The sequence below is a fragment of the Herbaspirillum sp. CF444 genome (assembly GCF_000282135.1).
Classification (GTDB): domain Bacteria; phylum Pseudomonadota; class Gammaproteobacteria; order Burkholderiales; family Burkholderiaceae_D; genus Herbaspirillum.
Map to the genome: position 1 here is coordinate 36,930 of NZ_AKJW01000028.1, position 17,575 is coordinate 54,504.

Annotated in this window: 14 protein-coding genes; all 14 read right to left on the reverse strand. The window is 62.1% G+C overall.

Annotated elements, in window-relative coordinates:
* Positions 1-66 precede the first annotated feature (66 nt).
* Complete coding sequence (gene lpxC, locus PMI16_RS07515) at positions 67-1,002, reverse strand: UDP-3-O-acyl-N-acetylglucosamine deacetylase (protein WP_007878103.1); 936 nt, start codon at positions 1,000-1,002, stop codon at positions 67-69.
* A 162-nt stretch (positions 1,003-1,164) separates the two neighbouring features.
* Positions 1,165-1,671 carry a peroxiredoxin gene (locus PMI16_RS07520; protein ID WP_007878105.1) on the reverse strand — a complete coding sequence of 169 codons (507 nt, stop codon included), beginning with the start codon at positions 1,669-1,671 and terminating at the stop codon, positions 1,165-1,167.
* A 162-nt stretch (positions 1,672-1,833) separates the two neighbouring features.
* Entirely contained in the window at positions 1,834-3,030 is a 1,197-nt protein-coding gene (gene ftsZ / locus PMI16_RS07525; protein ID WP_007878107.1) for a cell division protein FtsZ, read from the reverse strand.
* Positions 3,031-3,165: 135 nt separating this feature from the next.
* Positions 3,166-4,398, reverse strand: coding sequence for a cell division protein FtsA (gene ftsA, locus PMI16_RS07530; protein ID WP_007878109.1), 1,233 nt, complete (start codon positions 4,396-4,398; stop codon positions 3,166-3,168).
* Positions 4,399-4,408: 10 nt separating this feature from the next.
* A complete protein-coding gene (locus PMI16_RS07535; protein WP_007878110.1) occupies positions 4,409-5,182 on the reverse strand; it encodes a cell division protein FtsQ/DivIB in 774 nt (257 codons plus the stop codon).
* 9 nt (positions 5,183-5,191) lie between these two features.
* Complete coding sequence (locus PMI16_RS07540; RefSeq protein WP_193365725.1) at positions 5,192-6,208, reverse strand: D-alanine--D-alanine ligase; 1,017 nt, start codon at positions 6,206-6,208, stop codon at positions 5,192-5,194.
* Positions 6,209-6,222: 14 nt separating this feature from the next.
* A complete protein-coding gene (gene murC, locus PMI16_RS07545) occupies positions 6,223-7,647 on the reverse strand; it encodes a UDP-N-acetylmuramate--L-alanine ligase (protein ID WP_007878114.1) in 1,425 nt (474 codons plus the stop codon).
* Positions 7,644-8,729, reverse strand: a complete 1,086-nt coding sequence (gene murG / locus PMI16_RS07550) for an undecaprenyldiphospho-muramoylpentapeptide beta-N-acetylglucosaminyltransferase (protein WP_007878115.1) — start codon at positions 8,727-8,729, stop codon at positions 7,644-7,646. The genes murC and murG overlap by 4 nt, the downstream gene beginning before the upstream one ends.
* Positions 8,726-9,991 (reverse strand): putative lipid II flippase FtsW, encoded by a 1,266-nt coding sequence (gene ftsW / locus PMI16_RS07555; RefSeq protein ID WP_007878117.1) that lies wholly within the window; start codon positions 9,989-9,991, stop codon positions 8,726-8,728. Before ftsW ends, murG begins: the two co-directional genes overlap by 4 nt.
* The gene (murD, locus tag PMI16_RS07560) at positions 9,991-12,123 is read right to left on the reverse strand and encodes a UDP-N-acetylmuramoyl-L-alanine--D-glutamate ligase (RefSeq protein ID WP_007878119.1); all 2,133 of its coding nucleotides are present in this window, start codon (positions 12,121-12,123) and stop codon (positions 9,991-9,993) included. Before murD ends, ftsW begins: the two co-directional genes overlap by 1 nt.
* Positions 12,124-12,261: 138 nt before the next feature.
* Positions 12,262-13,431, reverse strand: coding sequence for a phospho-N-acetylmuramoyl-pentapeptide-transferase (gene mraY / locus PMI16_RS07565; protein WP_007878122.1), 1,170 nt, complete (start codon positions 13,429-13,431; stop codon positions 12,262-12,264).
* A 1-nt stretch (position 13,432) separates the two neighbouring features.
* On the reverse strand, positions 13,433-14,881 hold the full coding sequence (locus PMI16_RS07570) for a UDP-N-acetylmuramoyl-tripeptide--D-alanyl-D-alanine ligase (protein ID WP_157212556.1): 1,449 nt from the start codon (positions 14,879-14,881) through the stop codon (positions 13,433-13,435).
* Complete coding sequence (locus PMI16_RS07575; RefSeq protein ID WP_007878125.1) at positions 14,878-16,428, reverse strand: UDP-N-acetylmuramoyl-L-alanyl-D-glutamate--2,6-diaminopimelate ligase; 1,551 nt, start codon at positions 16,426-16,428, stop codon at positions 14,878-14,880. Before PMI16_RS07575 ends, PMI16_RS07570 begins: the two co-directional genes overlap by 4 nt.
* Positions 16,428-17,575, reverse strand: a 1,148-nt coding sequence (locus PMI16_RS07580) for a peptidoglycan D,D-transpeptidase FtsI family protein (RefSeq protein ID WP_007878126.1), incomplete at its 5' end; no start/stop codon positions are given. The genes PMI16_RS07580 and PMI16_RS07575, both read right to left, overlap by 1 nt.

A 17,575-nucleotide genomic window follows, 5' to 3' on the forward strand; every position in this document is an offset into this window, starting at 1 on the left:
GCAGATGCCGCGGAGGCGAATGTATCGGGTAAATATCGCGCTTGAGACTCCCGTTCTCAAGACTCGCTAATTCAGCGCCCACTCCTGCTTGGCCTGCATCACATAGGTCTGTGGCGCCGACTCCAAAGTGTCAAACGTGACTATCTCGTAGGCATCCGGCTGATCCAGCAAGGCGCGCAGAAGCTGGTTGTTCATGCCGTGGCCGGACTTGTGGGCGTTGTAGCTGGCCAGCAGCGGATGGCCGATCAGGTACAGGTCGCCGATGGCGTCGAGGATCTTGTGACGCACGAACTCATTGTCGTAGCGCAAACCATCCGCGTTGAGGATGCGGTATTCGTCCATGACGATCGCATTCTCGAACGAGCCGCCGCGCGCAAGACCCATGCCGCGCAAGGTTTCCACATCCTGCATGAAACCGAAGGTGCGCGCGCGCGCGATTTCCTTGACGTAGGACTCGATGGCGAAATCGACTTCCGCGGTCTGGCCGGTGCCGTCCACCGCGGGATGGTTGAATTCGATGAAAAACTTGAGCTTGAAGCCGTTGTACGGTTCCAGGCGCGCCCACTTCTCTTTGTCGCCCTGGCCCTCGCGCACTTCCACCGGCTTTTTGACGCGGATGAATTTCTTCGGCGCGTTCTGCTCCTGCAAACCCGCTTGCTGCAGCAAAAACACAAACGATGATGCCGAACCGTCCATGATGGGAATTTCTTCGGCGGTCAGGTCGATGTACAGATTGTCGATGCCGAGGCCGGCGCAAGCCGACAGCAGATGTTCAACGGTTGAGACGCGCGCACCGTCCCTGGACAGCACCGAGGCCATGCGGGTGTCGCCCACGCCGGTGGCTGAGGCTGGAAATTCCACGACGGGATCGAGATCGACACGGCGGAAGATGATGCCGGTATCGACGGCGGCCGGACGCAGGGTCAGCTCCACCTTGGTGCCGGAATGCAAACCGACGCCGACGGTCTGGACGAGATTTTTAATGGTGCGCTGTTTTAACATCCCGCCATTATAGCCAAGATGCCATCAGGCCTGCAGCGAGCTTGCGGACTGTTGCAAAAAAGTTCCCGCACTGCAAAAGAAGGTAAAAAGCGCGGAAACAGCCCTTTCGGACCGTCTCCCGCGCTTTTTTGACGGTGCTCCGTCGTGCTCCGTCGGGCTTGCTTAGCCGAGTTGGCCCAGCAGTGTTTCCGCGTTGGACACTTCAAACTTGCCCGGCGCTTCCAGGTTGAATTGCTTGACCACGCCGTCTTCGATCAGCATCGAGTAACGCTGCGAGCGCACGCCCATGCCCTTTTCGGTCAGGTCGAATTCCAGGCCCACCGCCTTGGTGAAGGCGGCGCTGCCATCGGCCAGCATGCGCACCACGCCGGTGGCTTTTTGATCGCGGCCCCATGCGCCCATCACGAACGCGTCGTTGACGGACAGGCACCAGATTTCATCGACGCCCTTGGCCTTGAACTCTGCCGCGTGCTGGATGTAGCCCGGCACGTGCTTGGCGGAACAGGTCGGGGTGAATGCGCCTGGCAGTGCAAACAGGGCGATCTTCTTGCCCTTGACCAGATCGGACACCTTGAACGTGTTCGGGCCGAGCGAGCAACCTTCGGTTTCGGTCTCGATGAATTCAGCCAGTGCGCCTTCCGGCAGGCGATCGCCAACTTTGATGGTCATGATGATTTCCTTCTTGTGAGTAATTCAATAATTCGGGAATGCACTACATAAACGGGCAAAAAAACGCCGCGCACAAAGGCGCGGCGCGCAGGCGATAGTATGCCTGTTTATGGCATCGGTTGCTGCCTGCCGAAACAGGCGAACAATCCGGGCCGATGTTACTTAGTCAGCCTGTTTGCGCAGGAAAGCCGGAATGTCATAAGTTTCCATGCCATTCTTTTCCAGCGCGCGCACGGTGTCGGAAGCCGACTCGCGGCGCCATACCGCCGGCGCCTTCATGCCGCCGAAAGTTGCGCCGGTTTGCTGGCCGCCGTTGGCGCCGTTGTTCATCGTGCCGGTGCCGGCCATCATCGGTTCGTTGTGCGTACCGGTGCGCAGCATCGGCGTCTGCACCAGTTGCACCGACTTGCGGCTACGGCCCAGGCCGGTTGCCACGACAGTCACGCGGATGTCGTCGCCCATGCCGTCGTCGTACGCGATGCCTTGCGCGATCGATGCATCTGGAGCGGCGAAAGCACGCACGGTTGCCATGACTTCCTTGATTTCCTTGCCCTTCAGATTGCGGCTGGCGGTCACGTTGACCAGCACGCCGCGCGCGCCGGACAAGTCGATGCCGTCGAGCAGAGGCGATGCCACTGCCTGCTCCGCCGCCACGCGGGCGCGGTCCACGCCGGAAGCGGTGGCCGTACCCATCATGGCCTTGCCTTGCTCGCCCATGATGGTCTTGACGTCGTTGAAGTCGACGTTGATGTGGCCCGGCACGTTGATGATTTCAGCGATACCGGCAACGGCATTGTTCAGCACGTCATCGGCATGGCCCAGCCACTCGATCATGCTGTCGTCTTCGTAGATCTCTTCCAGCTTTTCGTTGAGGATGATGATCAGGGAATCGACATGCTGCGCCAGTTCTTCCAGACCCTGGTCAGCGATGTCCATGCACTTCTGACCCTCGTACGAGAACGGCTTGGAGACCACGGCGACGGTCAGCGCGCCCAGCGACTTGGCGACTTCCGCCACCACCGGCGCGGCGCCGGTGCCGGTGCCGCCGCCCATGCCTGCGGCGATGAACACCATGTGCGCGCCGCGCAGTGCATCTTCGATGCGCGAACGGGTTTCTTCAGCCAGACGGCGACCGACTTGCGGCTGCATGCCGGCGCCCAGGCCGGTTTCACCGATCTGGATGACGTTGTCTGCCTTCGACATCTTCAATGCTTGCGCATCGGTATTTGCCGCAATGAACTCAACGCCGGACACGCCCTTGTTGATCATGTGCTGCACCGCGTTGCCGCCTGCGCCGCCCACGCCCACGACCTTGATGATCGTGCCGAGAGTGGCATTGTCGAGCATATCTATTTCCATGATGACTCCTTAAATATATGTGTGTGCAGCTTGCAGTTGATAGGCATCACGCGGTGTGACGACTAGCAACTGAGAACTGCGTGTTGCTGATCCGAAGAACTGAATAACTAAAACCAAATTGAATAACGCGACTGCTTAAAAGTTACCTAAAAACCATTCCTTCATGCGTTGCCAGATTGCCTTTACCGAACCTTCCTGTCGGGTGACGATGTACCCGCGCAGATATTGCTTTTTCGCTTCCAACAACAACCCCAAAACCGTCGAATAGCGCGGGCTGCGCACCACGTCAGCCAGTTGGCCGCTATATTCCGGCGTCCCCAGTCGGGCCGGCTTGAGGAAGATGTCCTCCGCCAGCTCAATCATTCCCGGCATCATCGCGGAGCCGCCGGTGAGAACGATGCCCGACGACAGCACCTCTTCGTAACCCGACTCGCGCACCACCTGATGCACCAATGCAAACAATTCTTCGACACGCGGTTCGATCACCGCCGCCAGCGCCTGGCGCGACAGGGTGCGCGGATTGCGATCGCCCAGCCCCGGCACTTCCAGCGTCTCGGTCGGATCCGCCAGGATCTGCTTGGCCACGCCGTAGCGCAACTTGATTTCTTCCGCTTCCAACGTCGGCGTGCGCAAGGCCATCGCGATGTCGTTGGTGATCTGGTCGCCGGCGATCGGAATCACGGCGGTGTGACGAATCGCACCTTCGGTGAACACCGCCACGTCGGTCGTGCCGCCGCCGATATCGACCAGCACCACGCCCAGTTCGCGTTCGTCCGGCGTCAGCACGGAATCGGCCGAAGCCATCGGCTGCAAAATCAGATCCGACACTTCCAGACCGCAGCGGCGCACGCACTTCACGATGTTCTGCACCGCCGATACGGCACCGGTCACGATGTGTACTTTTACCTCGAGTCGGATGCCGCTCATGCCGATTGGTTCACGCACATCTTCCTGGTTGTCGACGATGAATTCCTGCGGCACGGTATGCAGCAATTGCTGGTCGGTCGGGATGTTGACGGCCTTGGCGGTTTCGATCACGCGCGACACGTCGGCGGCGCTGACTTCCTTGTCCTTGATCGCCACCATGCCGCTCGAATTGAAGCTGCGGATATGACTGCCCGCGATGCCGGTGTAGACGTTGCGAATCTTGCAATCGGCCATCAGCTCGGCCTCTTCCAGCGCCCGCTGGATCGACTCGACCGTGGCTTCGATGTTGACCACCACGCCCTTCTTCAATCCCTTGGATTCGGACTGGCCCAGGCCGATCACTTCGTGGCGTCCGTCCTGCAATACTTCCGCCACCACGGCCACCACCTTGGAGGTGCCGATGTCGAGACCGACGATCAGGTTTTTTGCGTCTTTTGTCATATCGTTCCGCTTATTTTTTCTTTCCGTTCAATGCAGCCAGTACCAATCCATCCGCCTTCAACGCCAGGCCGTTCGGATAGCGCATGTCGACACTTTCAATTTTCTTCCCCTGCAGGCGGTCCATCAGTTGCGGATAGACGGCAACCAGCCTGGCGATTCTTTCCTTCAGCGTGGCGTCGCTTTCGGCGCGCCCCAGTTCGACCGTGATGCCGTTGTCGAGCTTGACGGTCCAGGCATAGCGGTTGGACAAGGCCACCGCTTCCGGCGCCGCCTTGATCGGCGCCAGCCAGTCGCGGAACTGGTCGAAGCGCGCCACAACTTCCTTCTCGCTGCCGTCCGGTCCTTCGAATTCCAGCAAGTCGCCGTCGTCTTCCGCTTCCGCCAGATTGGCGGTGAACACATCGCCCTTGACCGACAGCAAGCGCCCGTCATCACCCCAGGTGCCGAGCGCGCGATGTTCTTCTATCGTCACGATCAGCTTGTTCGGCCATTCGCGGCGCACCATGGCTTTACGCACCCATGGCACCGATTCGAACGCGGCGCGCACCGCATCCAGGTCGGCGGTAAAAAAATTGCCCTTGATGCGCGGCACGGCGCTGGCGCGTATCGTCAACGGATTCACGCGGCGCAACTGCTCCTGGGCCACGCCTTCGACGCGGATCGTCTTGAGCGTGAACATCGGCCGCTGCGCCAGCCACCACAGACCGGACGCCAGCAATGCCAGCAGCACCAGCGCCAGCAGGGCGTTGGTGGTTGCGTTGAGCATCTTGACGTCTTGCCACATGGTCGCGCCTTATCCCTTGTCCGACACGTTCGCATCCGTCGATGCGTGCGGCTTCCACGCGTCGGACGGCTTCAAGTCCAGCGCTGCGGATTGCAGAATCTCGCAGCACAAATCTTCATAGCTCATGCCGGCTTGCCTGGCCGACATCGGCACCAGCGAATGACCGGTCATGCCCGGCGAGGTATTGATCTCCAGCAGGAACGGCTCGTTGTCCGATGCACGCAGCATGAAATCCACGCGCGACCAGCCGCGGCAACCGAGCGCGTTATACGCCTTCACGGCGAGCTCCTGCACGCGCTGCGTCAGGGCTTCGTCGAGCGGCGCCGGACACAGATACTTGGTGTCGTCGGTGAAATACTTGTGCTGATAGTCGTAGTTGCCTTCCGGCGCGCGGATTTCGATGACCGGGTAGGCCTTGGCCTTGTTTTCTCCGCTGGTACCCTTGCCCAGCACCGGCACCGTCAGTTCGCGGCCGGTGACGAATTCCTCCGCCAGCACAACCGCGTCGTATCTGGCGCACAGGTTGAATGCGTCCTGCATGTCGGAATAACCCGCCACCTTGGCGATGCCGATGGTCGAGCCTTCATGCGGCGCCTTCAGCATCAGCGGCAGGCCGAGCACGTCCGGCACCTGGCGCAATTCTTCGCGCGGCGTCGCGGCGCTGTCGAGCACGATGAAACGCGGCGTCGGCAAGTCGTGACCAATCCAGATGCGCTTGGTCATGACCTTGTCCATCGCAATCGAAGACGCCATCACGCCGGGGCCGGTGTAGGGAATGCCGAGTTGTTCCAGCGCGCCTTGCAGCGTACCGTCTTCGCCATAGCGGCCGTGCAGCGCGATGAAGACGCGATCGAATTTCTCGGCTGCCAGTTCGGCCAGGCTGCGCTCGGCCGGATCGAAGGGATGCGCGTCGACGCCCTTGCTGCGCAGCGCTTTAAGGACGCCCGTACCGGACATCAGCGACACTTCGCGCTCGGCGGAACGGCCGCCGAACAGCACGCCGACTTTGCCGAATTGTTTGACCATGTTCGAGTCCGTCATCACGCCCCCTGCCCTTGCGCATCCACGGATTGCGCCGTCAGTTTTGCCGGTACGCCGCTGATCGAGCCGGCGCCCATGGTCATGACGACGTCGCCGTCGCGCACCACATTCAGAATCGTGGTCGGCATGTCGGCGATGTCTTCGACGAACACCGGTTCGACCTTGCCCGCCACACGCAGCGCATGCGCCAGCGCACGGCCGTCGGCGGCCACGATCGGTTGCTCGCCGGCGGAATACACCTCGGCCAGCACCAGCACGTCAGGCGTCGACAGCACCTTGACGAAGTCTTCGAACAGATCGCGTGTACGGGTGTAACGATGCGGCTGGAACGCCAGCACCAGACGGCGTCCCGGATAGGCGCCGCGCGCGGCGGAAATCGTCGCCGCGGTCTCGACCGGATGGTGACCGTAATCGTCCACCAGCGTGAACGAACCGGCCGGCTTGCCCGCTGCATCGAATAGCGGCACGTCGCCGTAACGCGTAAAGCGGCGGCCGACGCCGTTGAATTCGGTCAGCGCCTTTTGCGTGTCGGCGTCGGCCACGTCCAGTTCGCGCGCAATCGCCACGGCGGCGCAGGCGTTCTGCACGTTGTGCATGCCTGGTTGATTCAGGCTGACTTGCATCGGCGCATAGCCGTCCTGCATCACGGTGAATTCCATCTTGCCGTCGACTGCCTTGGCGTCCACCGCGCGGATGTCCGCATCTTCATGGAAGCCGTAGGTCAGGATGGGCTTGGAAATCATCGGCATGATTTCGCGCACGTGCGGATCGTCCAGGCACAGCACGGCGACACCGTAGAACGGCAGACGCTGGGTGAACTCGACGAAGGCCTGCTTGAGCTTGGCGAAATCGTGGTTGTAGGTTTCCATGTGATCGGCATCGATGTTCGTGATGACTTCGATCACCGGCGTCAGGTTCAGGAAGGACGCATCCGACTCGTCGGCTTCGGCCACGATGAAATCGCCCGAGCCGAGTTTGGCATTGGCGCCGGCGCTGGTCAGGCGACCGCCGATCACGAAGGTCGGATCGAGTCCGCCTTGCGCCAGCACACTCGCCACCAAGCTGGTCGTGGTGGTCTTGCCATGCGTGCCGGCAATCGCGATGCCCTGCTTCAGTCGCATCAGTTCGCCCAGCATCACCGCGCGCGGCACGATGGGAATATGTTTCTTGCGCGCCGCCAGCACTTCCGGATTGTCGCCCTTGACCGCGGTCGAGGTGACGATGGCGTCGGCGTTGTCGATGTTCTCGGCAGCGTGACCGTAAAGGATGCGCGCACCCAGTTGCGCCAGGCGCTGCGTCGCCGCGTTGCTGCCCAGATCCGAGCCGGACACGCCATAACCGAGATTGAGCATGACTTCGGCAATGCCGCTCATTCCAGAGCCGCCGATGCCGACGAAGTGAATATTTTTAACCCGATGTTTCATTGCTTTACCAATCTTTCCAGCACCTGCGCAATCGCCTCATTGGCGTTGCGCCTGCCTTGTTCATACGCCGCCTGCGCCATCTTCAGGCAGGCAGGCCGATCCAACGTTTGCAGCAATGCCGCCAGGCTGTCCGGCGTCAACCCGGTCTGCGGCAGATGCACCGCGGCGTTGCTTTGCGCCATCCATTTGGCGTTGTCGCGCTGATGCGATGTGGTCGACGCCACCAGCGGCACCAGCACGCTGGCAACACCGGCAGCGGTCAATTCCGATACGGTGATCGCGCCGGCGCGGCAGATCACCAGATCCGCGTCCGCATAACGGCGCGGCATGTCGTCGATGAAATCCACCACTTCCGCCTCGACGCCCGACTGCGCATACGCCGCGCGCAAGGCATCGATATGCTGCTTGCCCGACTGATGCGTCACCCGCGGGCGCCGATCCGCCGGCAATTTCGCCAGTGCTGCCGGCACGCACTCGTTCAATACTTTGGCGCCCAGGCTGCCGCCGACCACCAGAATCCGCAACGGACCGCTGTGCCCCGCATAACGCGACGCGGGTTCACCCAGGGCGATGATTTCCTTGCGCACCGGGTTGCCGGTCACTTCCGCCTTGCCGGCCGCCTTGCCGAAATCCGCCGGGAAACCGAACAGCACCTTGTCCGCCAATGGCGTCAGCGTCTTGTTCGACAACAACAGCGCCGCGTCCGCATTCACCAGCGCCAATGGCACGCCGCGCAGGCGCGCCATCGCACCGCCCGGCACCGTCACATAACCGCCCATGCCCAGCACCACATCCGGCTGCCGCCTGCCGATGATGCGGAAGCACGCACCGAAGCTGGCGATCATGCGCCACACGCCTTTGACCGTATGCGCCAATCCTTTGCCGCGCAGACCGGCGAAGACGATGGAATCCATCTCGACGCCATGCCTGGGCACCAGATCGCGCTCCATGCCGTGCGTCGTACCGAGCCAGGAAACCTGCCAGCCGCGCGCGCGCATGGTGTCGGCAATCGCCAGGCCCGGGAAAATATGCCCGCCGGTGCCTGCCGCCATGATCAGAAGGCGCTTGCCGGTCGGAGTCATAAGCGCCCTCCCCGCATCAGCACGCGATTCTCGTAATCGATGCGCAGCAAAATCGCCAGGCCGACGCAGTTGATCAGCACACCCGATCCGCCATAGCTCATCAGCGGCAAGGTCAAGCCCTTTGTCGGCAACAGGCCGAGGTTCACGCCCATGTTGATGAAGGCCTGCACGCCGATCCAGATGCCGATGCCCTTGGCGACCAGCCCGGCAAAAGTCAGATCCAGCGCAATCGCCTGACGGCCGATTTCAAACGCATGCTTGACCAGCCAGTAGAACAGCAAGACCACCACCAGCACGCCGGCGAAACCAAGTTCTTCGCCGATCACCGCCAGCAGGAAGTCGGTATGCGCTTCCGGCAGGTAGTGCAGCTTTTCCACGCTGCCGCCCAGGCCGACGCCAAACAGTTCGCCGCGACCGAAGGCGATCAGCGAGTGCGACAACTGATAAGCCTTGCCGAGTGCGTTTTCTTCCACCCACGGATTCATGTAAGCAAAAATCCGCTCGCGCCGCCAGGGCGACAAGATGATCACCAGCGAAAAAATCCCGACCAGCGTGGCGCCGATGCCGCCGAACCAGACCCCGTTGATGCCGCCCAAAAACAGAATGCCCATGGCGATACAAACGATCACGCCGAACGCGCCGAGGTCGGGTTCCAGCAGCAACAGCAAACCGACCACGCCCACCGCCAGCGTCATCGGCAAAAATCCCTTGGTCAGCTTGTGCATCACCGCCTGCTTGCGCACCGTGTAATCGGCGGCATACAAAACGATGAACAGCTTCATCAATTCGGACGGCTGCAAGTTGAACACCTTGAACGACAGCCAGCGCTTGGCGCCGTTGACGCCCTTGCCGATGCCGGGCACCAGCACCATCGCCAGCAGAATCAGCGTGACCACGAACAGGTAGGGCGCAACTTTCTGCCAGGTCTCGATCTTGATGCGGAACACCATCAGGCCGACCACCAGCGACACGCAGATGAACATCGCCTGACGGATCAGGAAATGCGACGTCTTGTAATTCGCATATTTGGGCGAGTCAGGCAGCGCGATCGACGCCGAATACACCATGACCATGCCGAACAGCATCAGCAGCAAGACTACCCACACCAGCGGCTGGTCGTACTCCATCATGCGCGAACGCTGCTCGATGCCGCTGATGCCCTTCAGGCTGCCGCTATTGCTGCTCGCGCGCGCACTGCCGCGCACGCCGGGCTCATCCTTGGCGCCGAACCAGCCGGTGATCGAGGGCAGGGTCAGTTTCATCACATCACCTCACCGCGCGACAAGGCCACTTCACGCACCGCGTCGACAAATACTTCGGCGCGATGCGCATAGTTGCGAAACATGTCGAAACTGGCGCAGGCCGGCGACAGCAACACGGCGTCGCCGCCTTGCGCCATTCCGGCGGCCTTTTCGACAGCTTCTTCCAGCGTCGCGCAATCGATCAGTTCGACGCCGCTGTCGGCAACCGCAGAGCGAATGACGCCGGCATCGCGACCGATCAGGAACACGGCGCGGCCATACTTCGACAACGGTTCCGCCAACGGCGAGAAATCCTGGCCCTTGCCGTCGCCACCGGCGATCAGCAACAGGCGATTGGGCTTGCCGCCGTGGCCGAGGCCGTTCAATGCGGCAACCGTCGCACCGACGTTGGTGCCTTTGCTGTCGTCGTAATATTCAACCTCGCGTATCGTCGTCACCAGCTCGACGCGATGCGGCTCGCCGGTGTAATCGCGCAAGCCGTGCAACAGGTTCGCCAGCGGCAGATCGGCCGCACGGCACAATGCCAGCGCCGCCAGACCGTTCGAGGCGTTGTGCAACCCCCGGATCTTCAGCGCGTCGACCGGCATCAGGCGCTTGAGCAGGAAAGGCTGCTCGACGACTTCTTTCGGATCTTTCTTGCGGCGGCGGCCTTCGGGTTTCTCTTCGTCTTCGATCGCGACGGCGGCGGCCAGCCACAGCATGCCGTTTTCATCGACTAGGCCGAAACTGCCGGCCTTCTTCGGCTCGTCCAGGCCGAAACTCGACACGGTGGCGCCGGGCACTGCCATCGCCATCACGGCGGCATCATCGCGATTGAGCACGCGCACGGTCTTCTCGCCGAAAATCCGCGCCTTGTCGGCGGCGTAGGCGTCCATGCTGCCATGCCAATCCAGATGGTCTTGCGTGATGTTCAATACGGTGGCGGCATCGGCCTGCAGGCTGTACGTCGTGTGCAGCTGGAAGCTCGACAATTCGAGCACCCAGGCTTGCGGCAGGATGCCTTCGTACACCCGCTCCGGTTCCGGCGGCGGCAGTTCGAGCTGGAGCGGTGCGCTGTCGTCTTCATCGAGAAGCGAGGTCTGTGCTGGAGCAACAACATCTTCCGTCTCCGCCGTTTCCGCGCCATGTTCAGCAACGTCGTCGGCGTTTGCTTCTTCCACACGCGGCTCGGAGGCTTGTTCTTGCGAAGCCGATGCGTCGACATGCTCTTGCGCAGCTTCGGCACTCTCTTCCGGCGCGACGACGGCGACCGTCAGACTGTCGTTCAGGCCGATGTGTGCGGCTTGCGCCGGCTGCTCATGCTCTGCTTCATCCGATGCTTCATCCGATGCTTCATCCGATGCTTCATCCGATGCTTCATCCGATGCTTCGGCCAATGGTTCAGGCAAGGTTTCTGCTGCGGTAACAGGCTCGGCTTGCTCAGTCAGCTCCAGCTGGCGCGAGGCTTCTTCTGCAGCAGCTTGTGCTGCGGCTGCTTCCTTCGCCGCTGCGGCGTCGATTTCAGCCTGCGCTTCGGCTTGTTGGGCTGCAATAGCCGCAGCAGCTTCCGCCTCGGCCCGGGCTGCCGCTTCTTCCTCGGCTCTTTGCGCAGCGACCACGATCGCGTGGGCCGCGTCTTCGATCAGTGCTTCGCGCAAGACATCCAGCGCCGCCGGGCTGATGTTGCCGGCGACCTTGGTGGTCAATCCGGCACGGCGGCACAGCATGCCGGTCAGGCTGGTGACGGTGGTCTTGCCGTTGGTGCCGGTGATCGCCAACACCTTGGGCGCGTAGGCGCGCTCTTCACGCAAGGCGGCCAGCGCCTGGGCGAACAATTCCATCTCGCCCCACAGCGGGATATTTTTCTCTGCCGCCGCAGCGGACAACACGGCCAGGTCGCGTTCCGGCGCCAGGCCCGGACTGACGGCGACGAAATCGATGCCGTCCAGCAGTTCTGCTGCAAAAACCTTGCCGCCGACGAATTCGCTCTCTGTCGATGCTGCTCGCAGCACAGCCAGACGCTCGGCTACGGCCTGCTCTTCGCGCGTGTCGGCCACACGCACGCGCGCGCCGCAGTAGACCAGCCACTGCGCCATCGCCAGACCGGATTCACCCAGTCCAAGTACCAGAGCGTGTTTATCGACGTAATTCATTCTTTAATACCTGAGTCTTTCCAATGCAATTCGCTTAGAGCGGTTAATAAAGCGTCGATGGCAAGGCGCGCCGACGAAGACAGTACGAGAGTACGGCTAGGAGAAGCAACGCCGCCAGCGGCGCTTTATTAGCCGCTCTCAACGCAACTTCAGCGTCGACAGACCGAACAGCACCAGCATCATCGTGATGATCCAGAAGCGCACCACGACTTGTGTTTCTTTCCAGCCTTTTTGTTCATAGTGATGATGCAGCGGCGCCATCAGCAGCACGCGCTTGCCCACGCCGTAGCGTTTCTTGGTGAACTTGAAATAAGCCACCTGAATCATCACCGACAGGGTTTCCACCACGAAGATGCCGCCCATGATGAACAAGACGATTTCCTGGCGCACGATCACCGCGATGGTACCGAGCGCACCGCCCAGCGCCAGTGCGCCGACGTCGCCCATGAACACCTGCGCCGGATAAGCGTTGTACCAGAGGAAAGCCAGGCCCGCGCCGGCCATCGCGCCGCAGAAAATCAGCAGTTCGCCCGCGCCCGGAATGTGCGGAATGAACAGGTATCTGGCATAGCTGGCGCTGCCGGTCAGGTAAGCAAAGATGCCCAGCGCACCGCCGACCAGCACCGTCGGCATGATCGCCAGACCGTCCAGACCGTCGGTCAGATTGACCGCGTTGCTGGTGCCGACGATGACGAAATAGGTCAGGGCAATGAAGCCCCACACGCCCAGCGGATAGCTGACGGTCTTGAAGAACGGCACGATCAGGTCGGCCTTGGGCGGCAGATCGAGGTTGAAACCCGACTGCACCCAGGCGAAAAACAGGTCCAGCACCTTCATGTTGCTGACTTCGGACACCGAGAACGCCAGATAAAACGCCGCCACCAAGCCGATCAGCGATTGCCAGAAATACTTTTCGCGCGAGCGCATGCCGTTGGGATCCTTGTAGACCACCTTGCGGTAGTCGTCGACCCAGCCGATGGCGCCGAAACCCAGCGTGACGATCAGCACGATCCAGACGAAACGGTTGCTGAGGTCCGCCCACAGCAAGGTCGAAATGCCGATGCCGATCAGGATCAGCACGCCGCCCATGGTGGGGGTGCCGGATTTGACCAGATGCGTTTGCGGGCCGTCGGTACGCACGGCCTGGCCGACCTTGAGGCGGGTCAGCATGCGAATCACCGCCGGACCGGCGACGAGGCCGATCAACAGCGCCGTCAGCGTCGCGAACACGGCGCGGAAGGTGATGAAGTTGAATACGCGCAGGAAACTGAAGTCCTGCTGAAAATTCTGAGCCAGCCAAAGCAGCATGTTAATGAGTCTCCTGGTGAAGTGGCGCGCCGGACTGCAACTGCGCCCCGACCAAATGCTGCACAACGCGCTCCATCTTCATGAAGCGCGAACCTTTTACCAACACTGTCGCCGTGGCGGATGCGACCTCTTGGGCGGCGGCGCTCACGGTGTCGATGGTGTCGAAATGCCGCGCCGGGAAAGATGCTCCCGGCACGGCGTTGTATTCGTTGATGGCGTCGCGCATGGCGTCGCCGAAACCGAGGAAATGCTCGATGCCGCGCGCACGTGCGTAGGCGCCGATCTCTTGGTGGAATTTGGGCCCTTCGTTGCCGACCTCGCCCATGTCGCCCAGCACCAGCACGCGCGGCGCGGCGGTCTGCGCCAGCACGTCGATGGCGGCGCGCACCGAATCCGGATTGGCGTTGTAAGTGTCGTCGATCACCAGCGCGCCGCTGATGGCAGCCTTGCGCTGGAGGCGGCCACTAACCGGCGCGAATGCTTCCAGTCCGCGCACCACGGCAGCGGCGTCAATGCCGGCGCCCAGTGCGCAGGCCGTCGCCGCCAGGGCATTGCGCACATTGTGCTCACCGACTGCGGCCAGATTGATCTCGAATTGTTGCAATTGTTGCGTCTGGCCATTGATGCTGGCGGTAACTTTAATCAGGCTGCCGAATTGTTGCGCCTGATATGTCGCGCTGACGTCGGCATCCGCGTTCAGGCCGAAGCTCAGCACCGGACGCTCGCCAGCCAGCTCGCGCCAGACCCAGGCGTACTCGTCCTCGGCCGGAAACACGGCGATGCCGTCCGCCGGCAAAGCGGCAAACACGGCGCCGTTCTCGCGGGCGACGGCTTCCACCGTGGCCATGAATTCCTGATGTTCGCGCTGCGCGTTATTGACCAGCGCCAGCGTCGGCCGTGCGATCTCGGCCAACACGGCGATCTCGCCCGGATGGTTCATGCCCAGTTCGACGACGGCGGCATGATGCTGCGCTTGCAGGCGGAACAAGGTCAGCGGCACGCCGATTTCGTTGTTGAAGTTGCCGCGCGTGGCCAGGCTGTGGTCTTCGCCGAATGCCGCCGACAGAATCGACGCAATCATTTCCTTGACGGTGGTCTTGCCGTTGCTGCCGGTGACGGCAATCACGGGAATCGCGAATTGCTGACGCCAGTGACGCGCGATCCGGCCCAGCGCCGCACGCGTATCCGGCACGACGATGGCCGGGATGCTCAGACCTGCCGGCACACGCTCCACCACCACGGCGGCAGCGCCCAGGCCGGCGACGGCGTCGAGGAAGTCGTGCGCGTCGAAACGCTCGCCGCGCAAGGCGACGAACAGATTGCCGGGCGCGACAGCGCGGCTGTCGGTGGTGACGCCGCGCACCGTGAAGTCGCCGCCGGCCTTATGCACGTTATGCACGGTTGCGCCATCCAGCCACTGCGTCAGTTGTTCAAGCGTCGCCTGCACTATGCGCCTCCCATCATCGTGGCGCGCGCGGCCAGGGCCAGCGCGACGTGGTCGGCATCAAGGAAGGGATATTTCTTGCCGGCGATTTCCTGATAGGTTTCGTGGCCCTTGCCGGCCAGCAGGACGACATCCTGCTTGACCGCGTGACGCACCGCCCACAGGATGGCGCCGGCGCGATCGGTCATGACGTGCGGCACGATGCGCCCCATGCCGCTCTTGATGTGCGAAATGATGACGTTGGGATCTTCGCTGCGCGGATTGTCGCTGGTGAGGATCACGTGATCGGCCAGTTCGGACACCGCGCCCATCTCCGGACGCTTGCCCGGATCGCGATCGCCGCCGCAGCCAAAGACACACCACAGCTCGCCGCCGCGTTGGCCGGCAACCTGGCGCAAGGCGGTCAAGGTTTTTTCCAGCGCATCGGGCGTGTGCGCGTAGTCGATCACGATCAGCGGCACTTCCTGGCCGCCGAACTGTTGCATCCGACCCGGCACGGCGGTCAGCGTGGCGATCACCGCCAGTGCGGCATCCCAGCCGGTGCCCTTGGCCAGCATGACGCCGAGGATGCCCAGCACGTTGCTGACATTGAACTGCCCCACCAGTTGCGTCTTGATCTGACCCGAACCAAATGGCGATTCAATATGGAAGCTGGTGCCGGTGTTGGTGCTGCGGATCGCCGATGCGCGCAGCACGGGCACGCCGTCCGCAACGATATCGCCCAGCGAATAGCCGATGACCGGAATATTCTTGGCCTGCACGTAAGGAATCAGACGCTGCCCCATCTGGTCGTCCAGATTGATGACGGCATGCTGCAGGCCCGGCGAATCGAACAACTGGATCTTGGCGGCTTCGTAGGCAATCATGTCGCCGTGATAGTCGAGATGATCGCGCGTGAAATTGGTGAACAAGGCGACGTCGACGTGCAAACCGTTCAGACGTCCCTGATCGAGCCCGATGGACGAGGCTTCAATCGCCAGCACCGCCGCCCGCGCCGTGCGCAGGTCGGCCAGCTTGCGTTGCAGCAGCACCGCGTCCGGCGTGGTGTAACCGGTGACGTCGAATGCGTGCGGCTTGCCGTCCTGGAACGTGCCCACGCCCAGCGTGCCGATCACCGCTGCCGGCGCCGACGAACCTTGCAGGCGCGACAACGCCATGCCCAGCCAGTACGAGCACGAGGTCTTGCCGTTGGTGCCGGTCACCGCGACGCTGAACATGTCCTTGTCGGGCTGCTTGTAATACATGCTGGCGGCGAAACCGGCCAGATGCTTCAGACCGGTGACGCCGAAATGCGGCAAATCTTCCTGGTCGTCCCAGGTGAATCCGGCTTCTTCGTAGACGACCGCTGCCGCGCCGCGCTCGATGGCGTCGGTGATATAGCGGCGGCCGTCGGCGCTGTCGCCAGGATAGGCAAAAAACACGTCGCCGGCCTGCACGCGGCGCGAGTCGGCTGTTAAATTCGCCGTTAAATTCGCAGTCTGACTGACGTTGGCAGCGGCAATGCCGTGCAGCCAGTCCACAATCTTTTGCGCGGAAAGCATCGTCGCAGGCATTACATGCTCTCCTCTAAGGCGTCTTTTGGAATGATGATATTGGTCACGCTGGAGTCCGGCGCGACATTGAGCGCGCGTAAAGCGTTGGCCGTTACATTGGCAAAAACCGGTCCGGCGACGGTGCCGCCGAAATGGCTGCCGGCGCTGGGTTCATCCAGCATCACGGCGATGATCAGGCGCGGGTCGGACATTGGTGCAATGCCGACGAAAGACGACACATATTTCTTCACGTACTTGCCGCCCTCGATCTTGTACGCCGTGCCGGTCTTGCCGCCGACCCGATAACCGGGAACCTGGGCTTGCGGCGCGGTGCCTCCCGGCGCCACCACGGTTTCCAGCATGCGACGCATCTGCAAGGCGGTGTTTTCGGAAATCACGCGATGGCCGATCGGCATGTCGTTGACCTTCTGGAACGACAGCGGAATTAGGTCGCCGTTGCGGGCAAAAATCGTATAGGCATGCGCCAGCTGGATCAGCGATACCGAAATGCCGTGGCCGTAGCTCATCGTCGCCTGCTCGATCGGACGCCACGATTTGTAAGGACGCACGCGACCGGCCACCGCGCCCGGGAAGCCGAACTTGGGCTGCTGGCCGAGGCCGACGCTGGTGAACATCTCCCACATTTCCTGCGGCGGCATTTCCAGCGCAATCTTGGCGGTGCCGATGTTGGACGACTTCTCGATGATCTGCGCCACCGTCAGCGGACCGTGCGCGTGCGAGTCGCCGATGGTGGCGGTGCCGATGGTCATCTTGCCGGGCGAAGTCTGGAACACCGTGCTCGGCGTGACGCGATGGGTATCGAGCGCCAGCGCGACGGTGAATGGCTTCAATGTCGAGCCCGGCTCGAAGGTGTCGGTCAGCACGCGGTTGCGCAACTGCGCGCCGGTCAGCACCGAGCGATCGTTGGGGTTGTAGGTCGGCAGGTTGGCCAGCGCCAGCACTTCGCCGGTACGCGCATCGACCACGATGATGCCGCCGGCCTTGGCCTTGTTCTTTTCAACCGCGGCCTTCAGTTGCGTGAAGGCGATGTACTGGATTTTGCTGTCGATCGACAGCGCCAGGTCCTTGCCGTCGTGCGGCTCGCGCACGGCTTCGATGTCTTCGACGATGCGGCCGAGACGGTCCTTGATGACGCGGCGGCTGCCGG